Origin of the sequence: Paenibacillus sp. V4I7, assembly GCF_030817275.1 — a bacterium.
GTDB lineage: Bacteria > Bacillota > Bacilli > Paenibacillales > NBRC-103111 > Paenibacillus_E.
Map to the genome: position 1 here is coordinate 5,118,958 of NZ_JAUSZD010000002.1, position 21,854 is coordinate 5,140,811.

Genomic DNA, 21,854 nt, shown 5'->3' on the forward strand with positions numbered 1-21,854 from the left:
TTGGTCAGCCCTTTTTGTAGGCAGAGGGTAACAGGCCGGTAAGTGCCTTGAACTTGGTTACGAACTGTTCGGAATCCGAGTAGCCTACACGATCGGCTACATCGGATATTTTCAGTTCTTCACGACGAAGTAATTTTTTGGCCTCGTCAATTCGTACGACATGTAAATATTCATTGAAGGTGAGGCCAACTTGTTTCTTGAACCTCTGACCAAAGTAGGCCGGATTCAGCTGAAAATGCTCTGCAACATACTGAAGCTGAAGCTTTTCCCTATAGTGCGATTTGACATAGTCTCCCGCTGCGGATACGACTTCATCTTGCCCTATGCCTTTCTTCTGGCCAATCCACTCTGCAGCTTGCAGGAAATCCCGCATGACCTTGCGTTCCAAGAGGCCAAGATCCGTTGGCACGTATGAAGCAAACCAATCCGGGGCCCACACATGCTCACCTCCGTATTGGGTAACAACCTTAAGAATTTCAAGCTTAATGTTGCCTAAATAAGCGCTCACCCAAGATCCGGAGACGGACTGCCTCGAAAGAGCGATGAATAAGTGGTGCACGTGGGCTCGCACCGTTTCTGGACACCCACTCCCGACGGCATCTAGGATGGATTCCGTCATTCCAACAAATGCAGGCAGCGTCTCCGCTGACCGCTCCCCTTGATAGATGTAAATCCCTTCAGTTCCAGAAGGGAACTTGCACATTTCGGCCAAAAGTCCCTCACGGAATGCTTCTTTTAACGCATGCGGTCCCTTGTGTTCGCCGCTTACTGAAAACGAGAACGCACTGCCCCAGTTATTTCGGACAGTGGCAATTAATTCTGTAATCATTGCGAGAGAAAGATCCCGCTCCTCTGGTCCCGAGACCAGCAAGAATCCATGTCGTTCTTTGCCTACGCCAAATGGAAGCAAAGTCGCTTGAGGAAGCTTGTTCTTATCCGCAATAACCTGTATCAGGTCCGACTGGACATGAGCCTGAACGTCAGGTTCAAGTAAGATGCAGCGGAAGCTGGAACATTCATGAAGATCCAACAAGGTGTTCGCCTGCTCAATCCATTTCTGCCTGATTTCTCCCTGCAATAACCTTGAAATCGTTTCCAATCGTAAGCGATCCAAGGCAGCACTTTCGTACTGGCTGTGAGCTTCACGCTCCTTGATCGTATTCGCGACCGCTTCCACTGCAGCTACAAGCTCCGCTTCAATCACAGGCTTCATCATATAATTAGCCACACCATGTCGCATAGCTCTTTTGGCATATTCGAAATCTGCGTATCCACTCAAAATAATAAATTTCACCCCAGGGTGTAGGTAGGAAGCTTGTTCAATCAATCCCAATCCATCTATGACAGGCATTCGAACATCCGTCAGCACCAAATGAGGCAGGGTCGACGCCATCATGGCTAATGCGTCTTCGCCATCCAACGCTTCCCCGCACACTTCAAAGCCTAGCTTATTCCAATCAATCATTGACCGCAGTCCCTCTAGCATGTAGGGCTCGTCATCAGCAAACATGACCCTTAACATGGGAAACACCTCATTTCAGGGTTAGATATGGCTATTATAAAGGAAAGGATCGACTTAAATAAAGCAAAAACCGTCCCAGCTCCGAGCTGAAACGGGAAATGATTATCATCATGGTTTATTACTTCTTACTCTTTGACGCTTCCAAGGTTCATGCCGACGATAAAATACCTTTGCAGGAAAGGATACACGAATAGAATCGGAACCGCCGCCACAATCGTGATCGCCGCACGTATGGAAGAAGGCGTAACCATGGCCTTCGTTTGATTTGTGTTTGCCCCAGCCATCAGACCGGGATCGTTGTTGGTGTTCACCGTTGATCCAAGCAGCTTCATCATTTCGTACTGAAGTGTACTCAGCTTCAATTCAGACGAAGCATACAGGAACGTATCGAACCAGGAATTCCAAGATCCAACCGCAATAAACAAGGAAATGGTCGCTAGTACGGGCGTACACAATGGGAAGATAATCCTCAAAAATATGGTGAAATCACCGGCTCCGTCCATTTTCGCAGACTCAACCAAGCCTGATGGAAGCGTTCGAATATACGTCCGAATGACAATGAGATTAAACGCATTCACCATTCCTGGGAGCACATACACCCAGAAGTTATTCAAAAGTCCCAGGCTTTTGATCAGAAAGTAGTTAGGAATTAATCCCGCATTAAAATACATCGTCAACACAAAAATTAAACCGATTATTTTGCGGAAAATATATTGGGGCTGCGCCAGTGTGTAGGCAAGCATGGTTGTAAGAACCACACCTAATACGGTAGTTGTGATGGTACGAGCCACAGATATCCATGCCGCATGGTAAATCGTACCGGAAAGGAAAATTGCCTTATAATTTTGCAGCGACCATGTACGTGGCCATAAGTAGATGCCTCCACGAAGCGCATCATTGCCCTCATTGAATGAAATCGTTAAAGTGTGAAGGAAAGGATAAAGCGTCACTATAGAAAGAACGAGCATGAAGATGCCGTTAATCGTATGGAACAGAATCGGCTCCATCCGAATTCTGCGCGCAGTCATTGTTCCCATCGTTATCTCTCCTTTATATCAACCGCTCTTCACCAAGGCGCTTGGCGGTAGAATTTGCAATTAGAATAAGGATTATGCTTACAACTGTTTTGAAAATACCTGCCGCAGTTGCCATCGAATAGTTGCCTAGAGCAATCCCGTATTTTAGAACGAAAATATCAATCGTTTGCGACCAGTCGACGATCAACCCGTTGCCGAGCAGGTATTGAATCTCAAAGCCTGCATCTAGGATGTGCCCAACGTTCATGATTAATAGAATAATAAAAGTCGACTTGATCCCGGGCAGTGTGACATACAGGATCTTCTGGTAACGGTTTGCACCGTCGATTCCGGCAGACTCATACAGCGACGGATCAATCGAGGTGATAGCTGCAAGGTAAATGATGGTATTCCAACCCACCTCTTTCCATACATTAGACAAGCCCACAATCCCCCAAAAATACTTACCTTGACTAAGCCACATCACAGGTTCCTTAATGAGGTGCAGCTTCATCAACAACTGATTAATGATACCATCGTCGATTGATAGCGAAGTCGCTACAATACCCGCAGCAATGATCCATGACAGAAAATGAGGCAGATAAGAAATCGTTTGGATGGACCGTTTCCAGAAGCGAACTTTAATTTCATTCAGTAAAAGAGCTAAAATAATGGCTGTTGCAAAGCTAAGAACCAAATTGATCATACTCATGGCAAGCGTGTTGCGAAGCACTGTCAAGAACGTATCATCTTGAAAGAGAAATTTAAAATGCTTCAACCCCACCCACTGCTGTTTGGAAAATTTCAAAGCCGGACGATAATTCTGGAACGCCATCAACCAGCCCCAAATTGGTACATAATTGAAAATCAGAATATAAATTACGATGGGAAACGACATCAGAATCAACTGTTTCTGGTTTTTTATCGTCTTCCAACTTAAACCGACGCCGATTTCCGGATCAATTTTTTGCTTTTTCTTTGATTTGTTGGACAGTATGGTCTCGGCCATCGACATTTCCTCCTAGGAAGTAAAGCGGAGAAGACCAGAGTCTCCCCCACTCCACGACATGTTCTATCTCCTTATTTACTGCTCCAATTCTTAATACGCCAGTTAATTTGTTCATTGATACGATCTTCGTAGGCTTTGAAATTGCTTTTGGAAATCTGATCCACATATTCCTTCCATACACCTTCAAAGTCATCCGGTTTGGCCATAATAGCTTTCGGCAAATATTTTATGGCAAGGTCGGTCAGCTTCGTATTGGCCACTTTGGCTGGTGAACCATCCACCAGATCAATGCTCCACGCTGGGTAGTATACGGGATTTTCCACAGGTGATTTGAAGAACTCTGCCCATGTCTTATGGTTGTATGCCTTCAGCACTTCCTGATCCAGCGGCTTCAAGCTGTCGAAGAATTCCTGTGGCTGTGATCCCGGATCTGTTGCATTTCCGTCACTATACGACCCTTGCATCTTAGGCAGGCCACCCAAGAACGCTTCCGCTTTATTCGCTAGCTTCCATGTATTATCGTCTGCTTTCGCGCGCTGTTCAGGCGTACGGTAGAACGTACCATCCTTCACCTCATAATCCTCGCCTTGAATACCCCATTGGAGTATCTTCTGCCAATCTTCGGTCATTAGTGAGTCAAGGAATTTGATGATTTGAACCGGATCCTTGGCTTTCGTCGAAATCCCGAATCCGCGGTTGATGTTCAAAACTGGACGGTCACGGTAGTGCTCTTTGGCGCCTGGATATAAGAGCGGGAACCCTACGTATGTGCTGCCGAATTTACCTTGTGATATCAAAGATCTTTCTCCATCGCCAAAGTTCCAGTGTTGGTCGAACATCCCAATGACGCGGCCACTGGCAATTTTAGCTAAGTACTGATCGTAGTTCTGTACCAGAGCTTCCCTATCCATCAAGCCTTGCGCATTGATCTCATTCAGCTTCTTGTAATATGTCTTGGCAATATCCTTGTCCGCAAAAATTTGCGCTTTCCCGTTTTCGACGATAACACCACCGTCATTTGGGTAACCAGCTAAATGCTCTGGCGGATTAAGCAGCGGGAAGTTTCTCCAGTCAAAGCTCAACGTCTCGAACCCGATCATATCTGGATGTTTCGCTTTGTATTTCGCAATGATATCGAAATAATCGTCCAACGTTTTAGGAGTTGGATAACCCATTTCCTTCAGGACATCCTTTTGCAGGTAAAAGCCTGGACCTTCATACCCAGTATCGTTAACTTGACCACTGAACACACCGTAAGCCGGCAGAACATAAAGGTGACCGCTTGCAGGATCCTTGGCCTGATTCAACACGGAGGCATAGTGCTTCTTCAGATTCGGTGCGTGCTTGTCAATCAGGTCCTCGAGGGGAATAAAAGCACCGGCCGCAATAGTTTTATCATCCCCGGTCATAATATCCGCATAATCACCGCCGGCAATCATAACGCCTAGCTTCTGCTGCAGGTCACCGACCAGAAACTCCATTTTTAGGCTAACGCCAGTTTTATCTTTAATCATCTTGTAGATCTTGTTGTCAGGAGTCGGCTGTTGACCAGGGCCACCAATGAACACAGATAAGGTAACTGGCTTGATCGCGTCGTTTTTCGTTGCTGCCGTCTGACTACCGCTAGGTGATGCGGAGCTATTCGCAGCATCACCATCCTTCGAGTCGCTGCAGGCTGATAGTGTCAGTGCTAGTGCCAGAACGGGAACCAATGCAGCTAAAGCGTGTCGTTTTACTTGTTTAACCATTTTTCTAATCCTCCCTTATTGTCTCCATGAAGATGCATAATCGTATAGGTCAATCATTTATTTGCTTACACTATATTTATTATACCTTTTAAGAATGCGCTTACAATTCACAAAATAAAGGTCTTACCCCTACGAATTACAGTCATGTAATCTAATGATCGACTAAATAGGGCTTGCTGAACAAATCTAAATGGCTACGCTTAAACCCGAAAAAACTGTTCTAAGCACTTCGAAAATGAAGACAAAAAGAACTCTAAGCATGCGCTCTAAATTCATAACGAATAGTTGCAAGGCAATGACTGTTTCACTTGTTTCACGCAGGCGTGTTTGAATAAGACCAAGCCCATATGGCGGAATAGCCTTGAGCATCCGTGAACACACGGCGCGCATGCGCCCAGCAACCGACAAGTGTTACGATAGTCACTTTGTTGTAGCCGGGGCACTCGTCTACTTGCAGGTAGCCCTTGAATCCCGCAAGGAAATTACGCGGATGCTCCCCGCCTCGCGAGGGGCGGTATTCGTAGAGGACGATCGGTATGTCCCTGTGGCCTGTACGGTAAAGCCACATGTAGGACTGCGACTCGGCGGACTTGCCGGGTTCGCGTAATACTTGTAGCGTCGTTTCATCCGCATGTACAATATCCTTCTCCAGCAGATGCGCCCGCATCCGGTCGGGGTCAAATCCCGGTTGGAGTTTGATGTGCGTGGGTCTGACGTGAAGGATTAGAGGTGGTGCCGAGGTGAATGCGAGCCTGTCATTCGTGGAAAGTGGATTTCGACCCTTCGGACGGGACTCGGTCCATAGCTTCCGTTTTCTAAGCTTTCACGAATGGTTTCCCAATTCTGTAGAATGTGGTCTCGTAACTTATGTACGGACATCCCATCTACACCGTGGCTTCCTTTATTCGTTTCAACACGTTTAAGTGCTGACAGCAGATTTTCTCGTGACAATATCGATTTCATCATTCTTCGATACACTCCTTGCGTAAATTGTTCTTCAGCCTCATCCAACGAATGCTAGCCTCATATGTGATTCGTGTTCCTCAGACCGGAGATTTGCCGCCGACTTCCTTCAGATTCGACCTCACGGTCGACACCCTTGTCTTGAGCTAATGGTTACTACTGCCTTCACCATTCGGGATTTACACCCTATAGATAGCGCCCATGCTGGGCGCTCAGTGCAAGAAACCAGCAAACCCTTATGTTTGCTGGTTTCTTTATGAAATATAAAAGACAAATAAAGTTCTGAGTTCGCCCTCGATCCCAAGCTCAAACAGGTCATGATTTTCTTTGCTGCTGAAGAGCCAATCAATGAACTTCATCGTCCGGTCCGCGTTCTTCGAGCTTGCCGGAATAACCACGCTATTATTGGCACGGAACGCCGCTGACAACGGCTCTTTATTGTTATACTTTCTCCATTCCGCCCTCCTCTAAATTGTTATTATTATGATAGAGTGAAAAAAAGTCTTTTCAACTGTTTGATCAATTTCCATTTTTTAACTAGATAATCGTTTGAGCCCACCGGATCAGGATGTCCGCTTGTTCCTTCGTGAAATATTTACCGGTTTGATCCGTTACTTGCTTAATATAGTCGGCCATCATACTCTTGGCCGCAGTTATTTTGCCGTTGTTGGCCGCAGCTTTTGCCTGATCCAGCTTTTGATTATACGATATAGCGACTGTTTGCCATTCTTTGGCGCCCGTTTGCTGGAGGAAAGCGTTCGTCACGGTTTTCAAGCTGTCAAACGTTGCCTTCACCGTAAACGTGTGGGTAACAGTTGTTTGAAGGCCTGCCATATCTTGCACAGTAACCGTCGCCGAATTCTGACCGGCTTTTAGGGTATACGCTTTGACCTGAAGCAGCGGTTGATTGCACGGTGTACCATATACGCTCGAGGTGACATCGGTCGCGCTGCATGTCAGGGTGACCATCTGGTCGATCGTGTACGACGCTTCACCAACGATATTCACCTGAGGCGCCGTTATATCGATTTTAACTTCAAGCGATTTCGCCTCTCCTTTTTGTACGGGACGATACAGAATCTTGTTCACCCCTTCTTGGTTCAGGGCAACGGGGGCCTCATAGACGGTCCAGTTGGTTCCGTCATCCAGACTGTACTGAACATTCCCATAGGTCGACAACGTCACTGTAACAGGTGTCGTATACCATCCGTTTCGGCCGTTTGGTACGGAAGGCTCTAGTGATGCCGTGATCGTGAACACTAATCCTTCCAGCGATTCCTGCAGCTTCGCAGCTGCAGCATCAATCTCGGCCTGTGTTGCATTGGCGTTCGCGGATACAAGCTTCGCTTCCGATACTGCTGCCTCCAAGGCCGCAACACTTTCCTCAGTATATTGATCGACGATAATAGCCGATGCTTCTGCCAGCAAGACAGGAAGTAGAGTGTTGTCTATCCACTTCTTCGCTGTATTGTCCATTGCAGACTTGATCTCTTCCGCACCCAAGACGTAATTGTAGACACGGAATTCGTCGATCATGCCGTTATACAAGGGGTCGGGCCACTGGCTTTTGCCGATGTAATTGACTTTCGGCTTGAAATCACTCGGCTTGATTGTGAAATTGCTCGCAGTCGCTTTCTGCACACCGTTGACATACAGCTTCGCCGTACCGCTGCCCAGCGTCACCGCCACATGGACCCATTGATTAGCGGGCAACTGTGAGGTTTGTACCATTTGTTCTCCGCCGCCATTCTTGATTGCGAAACGCAGCGTATTGTTGCCCGACCTCGGCGTAAGGAACAAATATTGGTTCCTATCGTTGCCAAAGTCGAAGATTCGCTGCCATTGGTTTCCGCCCTTCCAGTTCACCCAGGTTGCCACAGTGATGGCATCGGAAGTGGACAAAGCATGCGACGAGGGCAGGGAGACGTAGTCGTCTGTGCCGTTCAGATTAATCGCCTGACCGATCTTTCCTTCGGTATAAACCGGTGCCCCTTCAACAATTCCGTGAGATGATCCAAATAAGTTGTTTGTGTTTCCTTCGAACGAATAGAGCGAAGAAGGAACATGGTCAAGTAACATTTCTGCCTGGTCAAGTTCTGCAGCAAGCTGCGCCTTGTTGGCATCTGGTTTTACTATTTCTGCTGTAATCCGTTTAACTTCCTTCATGTATAGGTAGTAGCTGCCTTTCGTGTAGTCTTCAGGCTGATGTATATTAAGATTCACCTTGAGGTCTACCGTTTGGCTGACTGCAAATCTTCCGTTGCTGACCGTAAAGGTTACGAGATAATTTCCGTAATCCGCTTGGCCCGGCGTCCAACTGAATACACCTGCCGATGCATCGAATAACGCTCCAGCCGGTAATTCACCGACGCTGTAAACAAGTTCTTCACCCGTCGGATCAGATGCTGGCACCTGATAGGTGAACAGCTTCTTCGCCGTCAATTCCACCATCGTATCAGGTGCGATAATCGGCTGCCCTTTAACCGTAATCTTAATCGTTTGGGAAGAAGCCAACTCACCGGATGTCACGGTAAAGGTTACGGAATGTACGCCGCTCTGTTCTTTGCTTGGCGTCCAGTTGAAGGTTTGAGTGTCCGCATTGAAGGAAGCTCCTGCAGGAAGACCTTCGACCCCATATACGACCTGGGTAGTTGAGTTCGTTGCGCGAACCTTGAAAGTTAGATTACTTTCCGCAACGACCGTTTTATTCCCAATCGCAGCTAGCACAGGCATTCCCGGAACATATTCCAGTCCTTCCAAAGCGGTGAGCAGATTGGCCGAAGCCGCATCGACTTCTTCCTGGTTTGCATTGACATTGCCTTCTGTCGACGTTGCTGCAGGCACCGCCTGCTCGACAGGCTGCAAGCTTTCAGCCGTATAGATGTTAGCATCGATAGCTGCAGACGCTTCACCCAGCAGGTGTGTAAGGAGCGTTTTGTCAATGCCTCGCTCAAGGAACTCTACCTCTGTAAAGTTAACGAAGCCGCTATGATCATCATAGATTCGGATGTAACGGTATGGCGTCGGATCTGGATTAATGCCAGAATACCATTTGAATTCCATCACGCCTGTAATCTTGTGCAGATTGGTCCAATTCACGCCATCATTGGAACCTTTAAAGACCGTGTTGTTGGCACGATTGAGCAGCGTAGCGCTGCCCTCCCTCGGGAGATAACGGAACGTATCAATCGCTTTTTCATTGCCTGCACCAAAGTCTACATCCACCCAGCTGACCGCCGACCTGGTGTGGGTAATGTTGGTCAGTATTCCGTCAAAAATAAACCATCCATTTTGCGCCTCGGATATATTGTCGTTATTCCAGCCTTTCTCGGAGGCTCTCACCATCGAAGGCTCGACCTGAACTTTTTGCAAATTCACTCTGAACGAGACAAGCAATTCATAGGCAGCATAGATTTCATTAATCAGCGCTGCCTCGTCAGCTTCAGGCTGTGCCATTGCTTCATTGATGCGATCCAGTTCCTTATGGAATAGGTAAAAACTGGCCTTTGTATAGTCTGCAGCCGGCAAGCTTTGTGCACCCTGCATAACAATCGCGAACGAATCCGCAGTGATAGAAGTTACTGCAGAGAACGGTTGTACGGACCCGTCTCCGTGAATAGGCAGAAGCTTGTAGTATACACTGCCATACCTTAGATTCGTTTCCTTATACGAAGTCGCTCTCGTCTCCGCGAGAACCAGCGTCCAGGGAGAACCGTCAACAAGCTCCCTTGTTCCCGGTTTGAATTCTGGATCGGTTAAGCTCATCGCTTCGTCCGTGGTACGATACACATTAAACCAGGAAGCTTGTTTCGGTTTATTCCAGTAAAGCGTCGCTTGGTCATTTACTTTCACCACGAACGGACTCAGCGCGCCTTGCGGCGTTTCCTTAACCGTCACTTCGCTAAACTGCGCCTGATCGCTTGCGGTGACTCCCGTATAGTACGCATAAGGCAGCAAGGTAGACATCTTTGTCACATACGTCCAATTCGCCCCATCTCTGGATACGAATGCGTACACGGTCTGCGAATCATGATCCCGCATCAGTTTGACGTACGGATACTCTGCTGCGGTGTAGCCTTGAATTTTCGCATTCAGCGGGCTTGCGACCGGAATCGAAAATTGAGCGAACGAGACCCTCGTGCGGTTTTGCAGCACAAGGTCGCCGTTCTCGTTCGCACCGAAATAGATGTAGCGGGCTTTGTCCTTCGTGAGCCGGTCGCGCATCATAATGCCGCTCGCTTCTCCCGAAGCGCTGTCGATCTTCGCACTGACGGAGCTGCTGCCAGCAGCGACCCGGCTTACAAAATGCAGCGAATCGTTAATATCCCGCTTGTAAATATGGGAGTCGTCTCCTTGACCGAAGCCTGTCCCGTTGACAGCATCGATCGATACGGAAGAACCGTCGATTACTGCGTTGCCTCCCGTGGTCCCGATGCGGTCGTCGCGCCATGCCTCATCGGTATTACCGGATATCGGCGCCGTCAAATCCGCTTTCGCGCGCCACGAATCCCAGCCCGCTCCGTTCCCGTTGACGGCAGAAACTTTATAGTAATACACATTGCCGTTATGAACCGTTGTGTCTTTGTAGTAATTGCCGATTACTCCTTCAGCGATAATCTCATAGGGTCCGTCTTCCGCTTCCGAACGTTTAATCGTGTAGGATTGCCCGCCTGAAGTCGTTTTCCAGGTGATGCCGACATAACCGTTGCCTGCAAGCGCATGGACAAAGTCAACATGGAACGGCTTCGGAGCGAGTTCGAAATCCGACGTCAATTTCAGCACCATTGCCGTTTTGGGCTGGACGGTTACTTTGCCGTTCACGACCGGCACATTCGTCCCCGTGACAAGATCGAGCACCTCGCTGCCCGCGAAGTCGGCCGGCAGTTCTACCTCGTATGTCATCTTGTTGCCGTACTCGTCGCGGGTCGTGTTGAAAATCATGAAATACTTGCCGTACCTTGACGTTGACAATTCCGGATAATTGTTGTAAGGATTGTCAAATTCAAAGTTGTCGCGGTTAATCGTTCCTACGCCCGGCTGATAAGAAGCTGGCACAGCTTCGCCTGCCAGCACTGGCGGCGCACCGGTCCAATTCAAGTTTTGCGCCGACCCGGAATGATAATCCCAGTCGATCTGAGGTGCCCGCAAGTAATAATCCTCATACCGGAATCGGTTATTCGTGGCGATCTGGACGACATGATCGTAATTGTCTTTGATCACATGAAGGCGTCCGTTGCTTGCCATACCGCGATTGCGGAAATTTAGCTCGCCCATCATTCTAAAATCGCCATCTTTTACCGATACGTACATATTGTCGATATCCATCCATGCAAACTGCTCATAGTCGTCCGGATTGATTTCGAGCGCGGCAATTTCTTCCGGTTTGTAAACGTCGAAATCCGTGTGCGGAAGAACAACCTCAGCCATCACATTTCCGTCAAATCGGCCATAATCGGCCCGGCCTTCCGTGATGTAATGGTAGGATTCCTTGAGCCGAAAATTTACTCCGCTCATGCTTCCTCTATATCCGAAGTCTTTCACATGCAACAGCTGGCGATCCGCAAGCTGCTGCTGCACGAAACCGACCGCTTCTCCCGCATATTGCCAGTACTTGTCCCACTCCGGACCGCTGTATCTTTGCTCGTTCCCGGCCATCGCCATTTCCAGGGATGCGAACTGCAAGCTCATTCCTCTGCCGGTTCTCGCACCGTATGCCATGAAGCCGGAAAAGCTTTGATTTCGCTCATCGGTCACTTGTTCCGCGCTCATGAATCTTTTACCGTCGCCATCCAATGACTGATAACGGACAAATCCGCGGGCGTGGATGGATGTAAGCGCCGCTTTCAGGATTTCGTCGTTAACCTCTTCGTCGCCGGCGTGGCCGAGCGTTTTATAGAAATAAACCAAAAGATAGTTGGCGGCCTCGCCGTAGTTGGCTACATAACCGTTTTCCCTTGTAAGTCCAGCCTCGGTTAAGCCGGTATAATGCTTGCCGTAAGGCAGTCTTCTAACAACGTTGCCTTCCGCGTCCAGCTTGCTCTTGGCCAGCCCTTTGCCGACAATGTGGACGAAATCGTCCGTAAAGACCGCGCTTCCATCATGTGCAAACAGGGAATGGTACAAATCCAATTCTTCGCCGCTCGGACCAACCAGCACCTCTTCGCCCAGGAATGGCTTGATCCCCAATGTCTCAAGCAGGATTCGGTGACTGCGCTCCTTGCCTTCAAAGAATGGCGAGCCGATGATGCGCAACCCCTCGTGAGATTTCCACGCACCTTCGTACATATAAACGACCTGGTTATAAATATAAGAAAGCCGCGCTCGGGCAAAGTCGAAGTTTGCTTTCATCACCCGTTCCCACGCTTCGCGGCGTGTCAGCTCGCCGTCGTCCCAGTCTTTGCCCGCCAGAGAAAATTCCCCAGCAGTTGTTCCGGTCACGAACGGTTCATCCAGAAACGCATGAAACGCCGCTTCCCCATAAACGGAATCGTCTTTGATCAGGTTCTCGACCATATACAGCGCTTCGCCAAGCGCCATATAATAACCGCCCCAGTCGCCCTGATGTCCGCCCCGCAGCACCAGTCGCGTATTGCCGTAATAATCTTTGACATGGTTATCGATCGTTTTAAAGATACGCTGAAGCGACGCCTTTTTCTCTTCTGGCGTTTTGGCCGGAGACCAATCGGACTTCAACACGTCGGCATAAAATTTTAGCTCTTCCGTATATTTGGCGATCACCATCTTGCCGCCAGCGCTTCCATCCACTTTGGCCGATAAATTGTTAAACAGATTAACCTGCTCTTGCACGTAGCCATCGATCAGAGCCTGCTTCTCTGCATCCGTCAGATCAGGCACGGTCATGTTATCCGGATTCTGACCGGGCTTGAATTTAAAGCCCTGCTTTTCCCCATCCGCATAAATATAGGCTTGTGTATGGGTATAGGCGCTATAATAGCCCCTTGAAACAGTCGTCATACTGTTCCAGGGATGGGATTTAATCGTAATCTCGATCGTATCCTTCCCAACCGTTGATTCCAGCGGAAGCATGATCGTTTTGTAAAAAAAGCGGTTCGAAAGCACCCAGCCCGTGTTAATGGGTTCATAATCCCCGTTAGTTAAATATCCAATCTGCTCCCCGTTAATATGAATCATTTCGTTGGAGGTGGACGATTCTTCCCCCGAAAATTTCACGGTGATATAGTTTCGGAGATACGGATCGACTTTCATTGTAAAAGTCAACTCCCCCCCGCCCCCATCAGCTGCGCGAATATTCGACACACGGGCTGTTTCGCCCATGAAACCGGTAATTACGCTCGTAAAGGCGTCCTTGAAGTTGTGAGCGCTTTCAGACACGGCATTGCCAAATATGATATTATCCTCATAACCGTCAGTTGTCGGCCCTACTTCCGCATGCACCACCTTACCTGGCACGGGTGCGAGCCCCGGGAAAATCAACGCGGCGATCAAGAGAATAATCAATACCCTTCCGGCTTGTCGTTTCGTTTTCTTTACTCGTTTGAATACGTCCCATATGCGAACTTTCATTAGACATTTCTCCTTCTTTTTTTGAGTGATTCTTCTTTTCCCAATCTTGCTTCGTATACTCTTGGTCTTGCCTCACCCCCTTTTCGGAGTACCTGCCATGCCAATATTCCGCGGAAGTAAATTCTCCTTTTAATAGAATTCAATGTTATATGCATGCTCGCCAATAACGAAATTACCGGACTCCGGGATCAGAATGTGCCGGCCATTGATTCTCAAATTATGGAACGTTACCCCATCAACAATTCGAGTCTCGTCATAACCCTTAATGACGGACGGATTTTCGCAGGTTCCGGTGAACGTGACATTCTCGAAGCGGATGTTTTCCACCCGTTTGCCGGGGTCGGGTTATATTTCTTGTTGTGAAAGACACGGATATCGATTAGCCGTCCCATCTCGAATTGTTCGACCCGGATGTTCCTGAAGGTCACGTTCCGAACCGTATTTTTATCCCCAACATTAATTGCCATACAGCCCCAGTATCCGTCCTGCGGTTCATGGTGCTCGAGTATATCGATATTATCGAACAGAAGGTTTTCAAGGATATCTCCTTCACGCTGATGATACCCGTGTACGCCGATCATGACAGGATGGGCAACGTCCGCCCAAAGGACCGAGTTTCGCACGCCGTCTGCCGCATGATTCAAATCTTCAAAAAAGATGCCCAACAGGTCGCCCATCGCTGTTCCGCGATCTTTCGTATTTATGGTTATGTCCCTTGCAAGTTCATCTACTCTCGTCGTCTCCGCCAGATGTTAGGTTTAGTTCGAATTCTACTACCGCCTCCATGCCCACCCGGCGCAATACTTCAAGCCGGAAGGCTGTCGGCCACGCAACCAGCCATTCCGAAACGCCGAACGGCTCCGCCCAACGGGTGTGAAAGAAGCCTTCGCTCTGGCTGCCCTCCGGACGCAACTTGCCATTGATCATCAGGCTGCCATCCGAAATGCCGATCGTCGCATTCGCCCATGCGGCAAGGGCTCTTTCGCGCCACAACGAGTTACCGGTGAGCGCGGCCAGCTCAAGCCAATCCTCGAAAAAAGCCAACGCAAACGGATCAAGATGATGGTGTTGAGTGGATACCGACGTGCCGCCAAACGTATCGTACCCGATTGCTCCCAGTCCGGTCCCTGCGTCATACCTGACCGTATGATGCCACTGCCATGTTGCCAAATACCAGGCGGCATGCTCCGCCCATTCGAGATACGTCTTCTTGCCGGTAACTCGGTACAGCGCAAGACCCGCTTTGAGCAAAGGAATTGCCGACTCCTTGTCTACGCAATAGGTATCCAGCGCCCCCGCCGTTGTGAAGCCGTTATCGAGCAGCTCCTGAATATAATAGCGGTAACCAAGATCCGCCCCATGAAGATAGGCTTCGTTGCCTGTAAGCTCGTATGCCTTGACCAGAGGCGGGACGAGGAAGCAGCCGACCGTGCCCTCCGGATCATGCGGAGTTCCGTCATTCTTCCACGATTTCCCGATCCGTCCTTCCGGCGACTGTACGGATAAGACGAAATCGCAAATGCCGAGCGCGGTTTCGCGGTAGATCGGCCGCTCCACTCCGCATTTCCGGGCCAATTCTTCCGCCTCGAACAGGTTTAACGCAGCCGTGCCGAGGTTGCAGGCGTCCTGCACTTCCTGCTCTGCCGGCTTGAATTGCAGGACATAGTCGTACTCACAATGAATCATCCCGTTTGGCAGCCTTCCGCCGGCTGTCCAGCCGTCCAGCAGGGCGAGGCCTCTACGAAGCGAATCCTCATTTCCGGAATTCAAATAATCTGCAAGCATCGAATTGGCCAGCGAGGCGTTCTGCCCGCACCAGCCGATTGCGTAATTACGAGCTTGTCGCCACTTCTCTCCGTCCCATTTTCTGCCGAGCGAGAATCCCCGAAAATCCCCGTCCTCGGCCCATAGGCCATTCTTGGCATACGCTATGCCTAGCTCCCAGATTCGTTCTGGATCGTACCATGCCCGAACCGGGCGCTTTTGCATCCGCCAAGCCTCTTCGAGCATCGTTCTCCACGCCGTGCGCGGCTCTGTGTAAGCATGAAGCGCCAGATAAGCACGGGCCGTAAACTTCTCGCCCGGCACAAAGTTCCTCTCCGCTTCGTATGCCTCGCCGTAACGGTCTCGGTCATCGTAGGTCGCAGGCGTCTCTGCCTCCGGCCAGATCAGCCGATGGATGACTCGTCCTCCAGCCGGCACGAGCGAGCAGGAAAAGCCTTGCATATCACGGGGAGGCTCGCCGAACAAGGCCACGGCGACACCGCCTCCCTCGGAGTAGGTTGCGCCGGCCACCGCCGTCCGATGCCACGCAAATACCCAAGGCTGTCCATCTCGCTCCAGCCCTTTCGGCTCCAGGCCGCTGCCCCAACCGTTCCCGTTGTAGGTGACGGAAGGAATCATATAATACTCAGGCTCGTAGTCGGCAGCGAAATCCATCGAAAACTTGCACGCAGCGGGCGTTTCGCCTCGATAGGTGAACTTCCGCGTCCACTGCACCAGTCCTTCCGTTAACTGTTCGAACAGATCAGTTACTGTGAAGCGCTCGTCCTCGAACGCCAAGACGTCGCCAATGGTCCTTTCGCCCAAGAGGAACCTATAGCCGTTGTCATTTTCACGTTGTTTCCAGTTGATCTTCACCCTAATCACCATTCTCTTCCGATATTTAACCCGAGTAATCTTAAAGAGTGCAAGAAAAACGTTTCAATTCGCCATCGTCATCATACTTATAATCCCTTTGCATGCCCGGCGCAAAAATACACTACTTTCGGCGTCTCGCCTCCAAAGTTTATAGCGTTTCAAGCTTTATCCATCATCATGTTTTCCAATGCTATCGAGCATTTTATTGCAGAATGCTTATTTGGAAATGCAACGGTTTTGAGATTTGATTAGCTTTCATCATCCGGTAATAACTTAAGTACAAAACTCTCGTTCCGGTCACATGTCAGCAAGCCATCCAACACATCCAATCTGGCAACCTGAATCGAAGTACGGCGACACGGATAGGATCCGTCATCGAACCCGTCCACCCTGCCGGGATGAGTAAAATAAAAGATATAGGCTTGATCTCCTTGGACGACCACGTCTGCGTGATTGGCGATCGTTCCGTCTTCCTCCCGCAAACCTGGTTTTTCAAGAATTCGGCCTTGCCGCTCCCACTTATCCAAATCATCGGAACGGTAAACGCCTTGTCCTTTCCATTCATCTATGATCATCCAATAATAGCCTTTAAAGTGAAACACATTCGGTCCTTCATGTAAGACATCGGTAATCACTGGTCCAATTGGCTGCCAATTATACAGATCTTTGCTATCCGCAGCGTAGGTATGATTCCACTGTTTAAACCACATCCGAAACATGCCGTTCGGCAGTTGGTAAACACAGGCATCGATCACGTTCTCCTCACTAATACCAAGCGTAGACTCGAATTTCCAGTGAATAAGGTCGGAGCTTGTATAATGCCTCATACGAGCCTTGCCCGACCAATCTTTCGGTACCCCATGGACATAACTGACATACATATGATAGAGCCCATCATGCCAAATGATTTCAGGCGCCCAGAACGTGTTTCTGCCCCATTCTGTTTCGAGACCTTCCAGTGTTCCACGGTATAACCAGGTTGAGCCGCCATCCGAAGAAGAAGCGACACCGAGATCAGTGCCATGCACCCATCCGAATTTCGGACCTTCCTGCGTTGCCCGGCGATTCGTATAGATCATCCACCATTCTTGTGCCTCTCTGTTCCAGACTAGAACGGGATCGGCAGCCCCGTCATAAATCGGATCCCTAAATAAAGGAGCATTCATATATATACCTCCTTGTCCTATCGGACCGCTATTATACTTCAAGTACCCAGTAATTCTGGTCCGCATAGAAGCCTTCCAAGCGATCCAGATCGCCGCTCGCATACACATCGAAGCCGGTCGCTTTTCCGTACTCCTTATTTAGCTCTGAATACAGTAATAGATTGTTTGGGAAAATCGTATTGAAAACTGCTGCTTTCCGTACCATCAACAAGGTTTTTATGGCAACATAATGCGGGTTGCGGGTGTTTAAGGGATCACTCTTTTCTATGGTGATTTCTGACTTACCGCCGCCTCTTTCGATTTTTTCCAGGCTGTTAACGCATGGTATTCCGCATGATCGATCGGATCATATTCAAATGAGCGGTTCTGAACGAGCTCTGCGTAAAGCCCGCCGTCCGCCTCGTGATTCAAATCCTCGCTTGAGCCCAGTAATTAGCCGGTCTCAAGCTGTTTTGACTTTCATTTTGATCATTTATTCTTTAACGGAACCAAGCAACACGCCTTTAATGAAATACCGCTGTGCAAACGGATAAATAATAATCATCGGAATCGATGAGATGACCATCGCCGCCAGCTGAAGGGTACGGGCTGTAACTGTTCCTTGACCTTGAGCAACGGAGTAAAGCTGTGCGAGAGCGGGATTGTTGTCATTCACGGTGTTAGCCATCTGTTCAATCGCATTAGACGACTGAATCAGCTTTAAGATCAAATATTGCAGCGTCTGCAAGTCAGGGGATTGGGTAAAATACAGCGTCGTTCCGTAATCGTTCCATACGCCGACAGCCGTGAAAACCGAAAGAGCGGCCAAAACCGGCTTCGATAACGGGACGACGATTCGGAAGAATATAGTGTACTCATTCGCTCCATCCATCTTGGCCGATTCAAACAGCGCATCGGGAATCGCCTTGAAATTTGCATTGAAAATAATGACGTTCCAAAATCCGAGAAAAAGTCCGGGGAGGATGTAAACCCAGTAGGAATCATACAACCCGAGCCAATTCATCAGCATAAAGGAAGGAATCAGCCCGCCGCTAAAGTACATGCTCGTAAAGCCGATTGCCACATACCACATTTTGCCTTTTAAGTAAGAGCGGGAAAAGGCGTAAGAAAACATCGCCGTATACAGAATAGAGACAACCGTCACAATCACAGTCCGCGACGCGCTAATCCAGGCTGCCTTAAGCATTCCCGGGTCCGCCATCACCGACTGCCAGCTCGCCCAGGTAAATTCCCTTGGAAATAAAAATATCGGTCCGCGTACCAGATTGTCGCCTGTATTCAAAGAGTTAACGACTGAAAACCAAATCGGATACACCGTCAAGAGCATCACAATCACCATGATGATGACATTCGATGCCGAAAAAATACGTTCTCCCCAGCTCCTGCCCCCGACCATACCAGACACCTCCTATAAGTAATTTCGTATATGTCTAAAACAAACCTGATTTTGTCAGCTTCTTGGACAAATAGTTGGCTCCAAGCAACAGAAACAGCGCAAACACCGATTTCATCAAACCGATCGCCGTGGCGGAAGCAAACTGGAACTCTTTAAGTCCCTGTTGATACACGAAAGTATCGATAACCTGACTCGTCGGTATGTTCAATGGATTTTGGAAGACAAAAATTTGTGTAAAGTTATTGTTTAGCATGCCGCTTATGGCGAAGATGATCAGAATCATCAAAGTAGGCATAATGCCTGGCAGCGTAATATGCCACATCCGTTTTAACCGGCCCGCGCCGTCGATGGCGGCAGCCTCATATAGAGACTGGTCGATGCCGGCCATGGCAGCCAAATACAAGATGGCGCCCCAGCCTATTTCTTTCAATAAATTAGTCCCGATGGCGATGCCCCAGAAATATTTGGGTTCACCCAGAAATAGAATGGGCTCATTGATCAAGCCTAGCTTCAGAAGCAAATAATTGACAATGCCGCCGTCCGGATTGAGCAGCGTAATAAACAATCCGCCGAAGATAACCCAGGACAGGAAATGCGGCATATACGTGACGGTCTGTATCAATGATTTAAACTTGGCATTCCGGATCTCGTTTAACAGCAGCGCGAAGATCACGGTTGCCGGGATCCCGATCAGCGAGCCAAAGAGATTGATTCCGAGCGTATTTTTCACCACAGCCCAAAACTCAAAGTGGTGGAAAAACGTCATAAAGTTTTCGAAATTGTTCCATTGGCTCGTAAAAATACCTTTGATTCCAGTGATGGGGTCGTAAGCCTTGAATGCCATTAACAGCCCGTACATAGGGACAAAGTCGAATATGAAAATAATAATAATTGCTGGCCAGAGCATCGTCTTGAGCTCAAATTGAGTTCGAAAATCGTACCCAAGCCTGAATGATTTTTTGCTTTTATTTGCTCTTGCTTCAGGGATGTGTCCCTTATAGGCGCTTCTCGCCATCATTCGTCCCTCCCCCGGAAAACAATGATAATGCCAAAGTGCAGCATGGAAAGACACACGCACTTTGGCACTATTCATCGTTCAAATCATGCGATTATTAATTAACGCCTTTCACCGTGACGCCCATTTCTTTCGATTTCTTCTGTAATTCTGCGTCATGCGCTGCATCAAACTCTTCGACCTTCAATTGTTTCATCTTGGCGACAAACTCGTTGTAAAGCGCGTTGAACGCTGCCTCATCCTTCGCTAACACCATCTTGGCAACCTGAACTTCATAAAATTGCTGGATTTGTTTTCCAATCGTCGCATTCTTGCCTCCTGGCGCTAAGAAGTCGCCGGGAAAACTCAGTACGGAAGCATCATATCTAACAACTTCCGGCGATCTCGCGTAAGCAGTCTTCGCTTCCATCTCAATCAATCCGCCAGCGCCTTCCCTCTTTGTCGGAGCAGGCTGCACGTTTTCAAGGAATGCATTATTTTCGAATTGCCAGAAGATACCCACTGCCGTTTTGGTGCTGTCCTTCTGAGCTTGAATTCCTTTATCCGTTCTTGTAATGAGACCTTTGCCGTCTTTCGTGTAATGAACGCCTTCGATACCGAAGTAACTGAGCGTCATCCCCTCGGCACTGGTCACATAGCTAAGCCATTTCGCCAACTTCTCCGGTTCCTTCGTCGATTTGGAAATGTGCGTTTGCATCCAGCCGCGTCCCGGTTCAGAGTAGAACGGGAAAACCGGTTTTGTGCCTTCGCTCGACAAGATCGCGCCAGGCGATACCCAGAAATCAAGCTTGTCAAATTTGCCTTTGGGCGTCCCTCCGATGAACATGAACACACGTTTGGACAAGATGTTCGCTTCGATCGCCGCTTCATCCGTTGTCATCTGGCCGGGATCGAAGTACCCGCCTTGGGCCGTCTTAAACAGGAATTGAATGGCATGCTTGTTTTCCGGAGACATGTAGACATGTCTAAATTTACCGTCCTTGTCAATCGGCATCGCGCCAAAAGATCTTTGCAGGAATTGGAGCGTTTCGCCATGGTAGTTTTTGCCGTGAATCTGAAGCGGAATGACAGGCTGGCCTTCAACCGTCAGTTTCATGTCCTTTACCTTCTTAAGAGCCGCGAGCACGCCTTCCTCGGTTTTCAGATCGGAAAGCTTAATGCCGACCTCTTTCAAAATATTCGCGTTGACTATAACACCTTTATTTTCAGCATACTTCGTCACATCCGCAAAATAATCGCTTGACGGCGGATATACCTTTCTCGCATCATCGCTGGTCATGTGGCTTCCGATCGCGTACCAGCCGCCATAATGTTTGATCATTTGCTGCTTTACATCTTTAGGAAAATCTTTGAGCAAATGAGATTTCGGATCGTATTTCTTGATAAATTCCTCCAGATCCCAAACTTTGCCGGCTTCAACCAGCTTCTTTCCCATATCCCCGCCTACCGTAGTAATGACATCCGGGAATGCGTCCGACGATGAAACCATCATCAGATTCAATTTCGTATCGCCGTCCTGTGCAGGAATGTTAAAGCTGAAGGTAAGCCCCGTCTTTTTCGTCTGTTCCCCCATTACGGTGCCAGGCTCCGTGGTCCATTGCGGCGGGTTCCAGCCTCCTACTGTAGAGAACCAGTTCAAATTAACCGGTGCCGCAGGCGTCTCGGTTTTGGCCGCTTTCGTCGGTTCGGCGCTGCTTCCGCTTCCCGATTTGTTGGCGCTGCAGCCCGCTAGCGCAACAGCCCCCGCTAACGTTAGTATTGTAAACACTTTAAACTTCATAATAGACGACACCCCTGTCTCACATATTTGTTTGGTGCTTCTTCATCATAGCCT

13 protein-coding genes and 2 pseudogenes are annotated in these 21,854 nt (G+C 48.8%); all 15 read right to left on the minus strand.

Annotation, left to right across the window (positions count from 1 at the left end):
* Positions 1–4: 4 nt before the first annotated feature.
* Entirely contained in the window at positions 5–1,522 is a 1,518-nt protein-coding gene (locus QFZ80_RS24020; RefSeq protein WP_307561399.1) for a response regulator transcription factor, read from the minus strand.
* 125 nt (positions 1,523–1,647) lie between these two features.
* Positions 1,648–2,550 (minus strand): carbohydrate ABC transporter permease, encoded by a 903-nt coding sequence (locus tag QFZ80_RS24025; protein WP_307564222.1) that lies wholly within the window; start codon positions 2,548–2,550, stop codon positions 1,648–1,650.
* A 22-nt stretch (positions 2,551–2,572) separates the two neighbouring features.
* Positions 2,573–3,547 (minus strand): ABC transporter permease, encoded by a 975-nt coding sequence (locus tag QFZ80_RS24030; protein WP_307561401.1) that lies wholly within the window; start codon positions 3,545–3,547, stop codon positions 2,573–2,575.
* A gap of 71 nt (positions 3,548–3,618) precedes the next feature.
* The gene (locus QFZ80_RS24035; RefSeq protein WP_307561403.1) at positions 3,619–5,295 is read right to left on the minus strand and encodes a type 2 periplasmic-binding domain-containing protein; all 1,677 of its coding nucleotides are present in this window, start codon (positions 5,293–5,295) and stop codon (positions 3,619–3,621) included.
* 364 nt (positions 5,296–5,659) lie between these two features.
* Positions 5,660–5,968: pseudogene (locus QFZ80_RS24040) on the minus strand (IS66 family transposase); the annotation flags it as partial.
* 89 nt (positions 5,969–6,057) lie between these two features.
* Positions 6,058–6,261, minus strand: a pseudogene (locus QFZ80_RS24045) (group II intron reverse transcriptase/maturase); the annotation flags it as partial.
* A 534-nt stretch (positions 6,262–6,795) separates the two neighbouring features.
* Complete coding sequence (locus QFZ80_RS24050; RefSeq protein ID WP_307561404.1) at positions 6,796–13,803, minus strand: LamG-like jellyroll fold domain-containing protein; 7,008 nt, start codon at positions 13,801–13,803, stop codon at positions 6,796–6,798.
* 227 nt (positions 13,804–14,030) lie between these two features.
* Positions 14,031–14,480 (minus strand): hypothetical protein, encoded by a 450-nt coding sequence (locus QFZ80_RS24055; RefSeq protein WP_307561406.1) that lies wholly within the window; start codon positions 14,478–14,480, stop codon positions 14,031–14,033.
* A gap of 46 nt (positions 14,481–14,526) precedes the next feature.
* On the minus strand, positions 14,527–16,443 hold the full coding sequence (locus QFZ80_RS24060) for a hypothetical protein (RefSeq protein WP_307561408.1): 1,917 nt from the start codon (positions 16,441–16,443) through the stop codon (positions 14,527–14,529).
* Between the two features lie 248 nt (positions 16,444–16,691).
* Positions 16,692–17,609 carry a family 43 glycosylhydrolase gene (locus QFZ80_RS24065; RefSeq protein ID WP_307561410.1) on the minus strand — a complete coding sequence of 306 codons (918 nt, stop codon included), beginning with the start codon at positions 17,607–17,609 and terminating at the stop codon, positions 16,692–16,694.
* A gap of 31 nt (positions 17,610–17,640) precedes the next feature.
* Positions 17,641–17,820, minus strand: coding sequence for a hypothetical protein (locus tag QFZ80_RS24070; RefSeq protein WP_307561412.1), 180 nt, complete (start codon positions 17,818–17,820; stop codon positions 17,641–17,643).
* A gap of 53 nt (positions 17,821–17,873) precedes the next feature.
* Positions 17,874–18,020 carry a hypothetical protein gene (locus QFZ80_RS24075; RefSeq protein WP_307561414.1) on the minus strand — a complete coding sequence of 49 codons (147 nt, stop codon included), beginning with the start codon at positions 18,018–18,020 and terminating at the stop codon, positions 17,874–17,876.
* Between the two features lie 61 nt (positions 18,021–18,081).
* Positions 18,082–19,005: a carbohydrate ABC transporter permease gene (locus QFZ80_RS24080; RefSeq protein WP_307561416.1), complete on the minus strand. Its 924-nt coding sequence runs from the start codon at positions 19,003–19,005 to the stop codon at positions 18,082–18,084.
* Positions 19,006–19,039: 34 nt separating this feature from the next.
* Positions 19,040–20,023 (minus strand): ABC transporter permease, encoded by a 984-nt coding sequence (locus tag QFZ80_RS24085; RefSeq protein WP_307561417.1) that lies wholly within the window; start codon positions 20,021–20,023, stop codon positions 19,040–19,042.
* 94 nt (positions 20,024–20,117) lie between these two features.
* Positions 20,118–21,800, minus strand: coding sequence for a type 2 periplasmic-binding domain-containing protein (locus QFZ80_RS24090; RefSeq protein ID WP_307561419.1), 1,683 nt, complete (start codon positions 21,798–21,800; stop codon positions 20,118–20,120).
* Positions 21,801–21,854 lie beyond the last annotated feature (54 nt).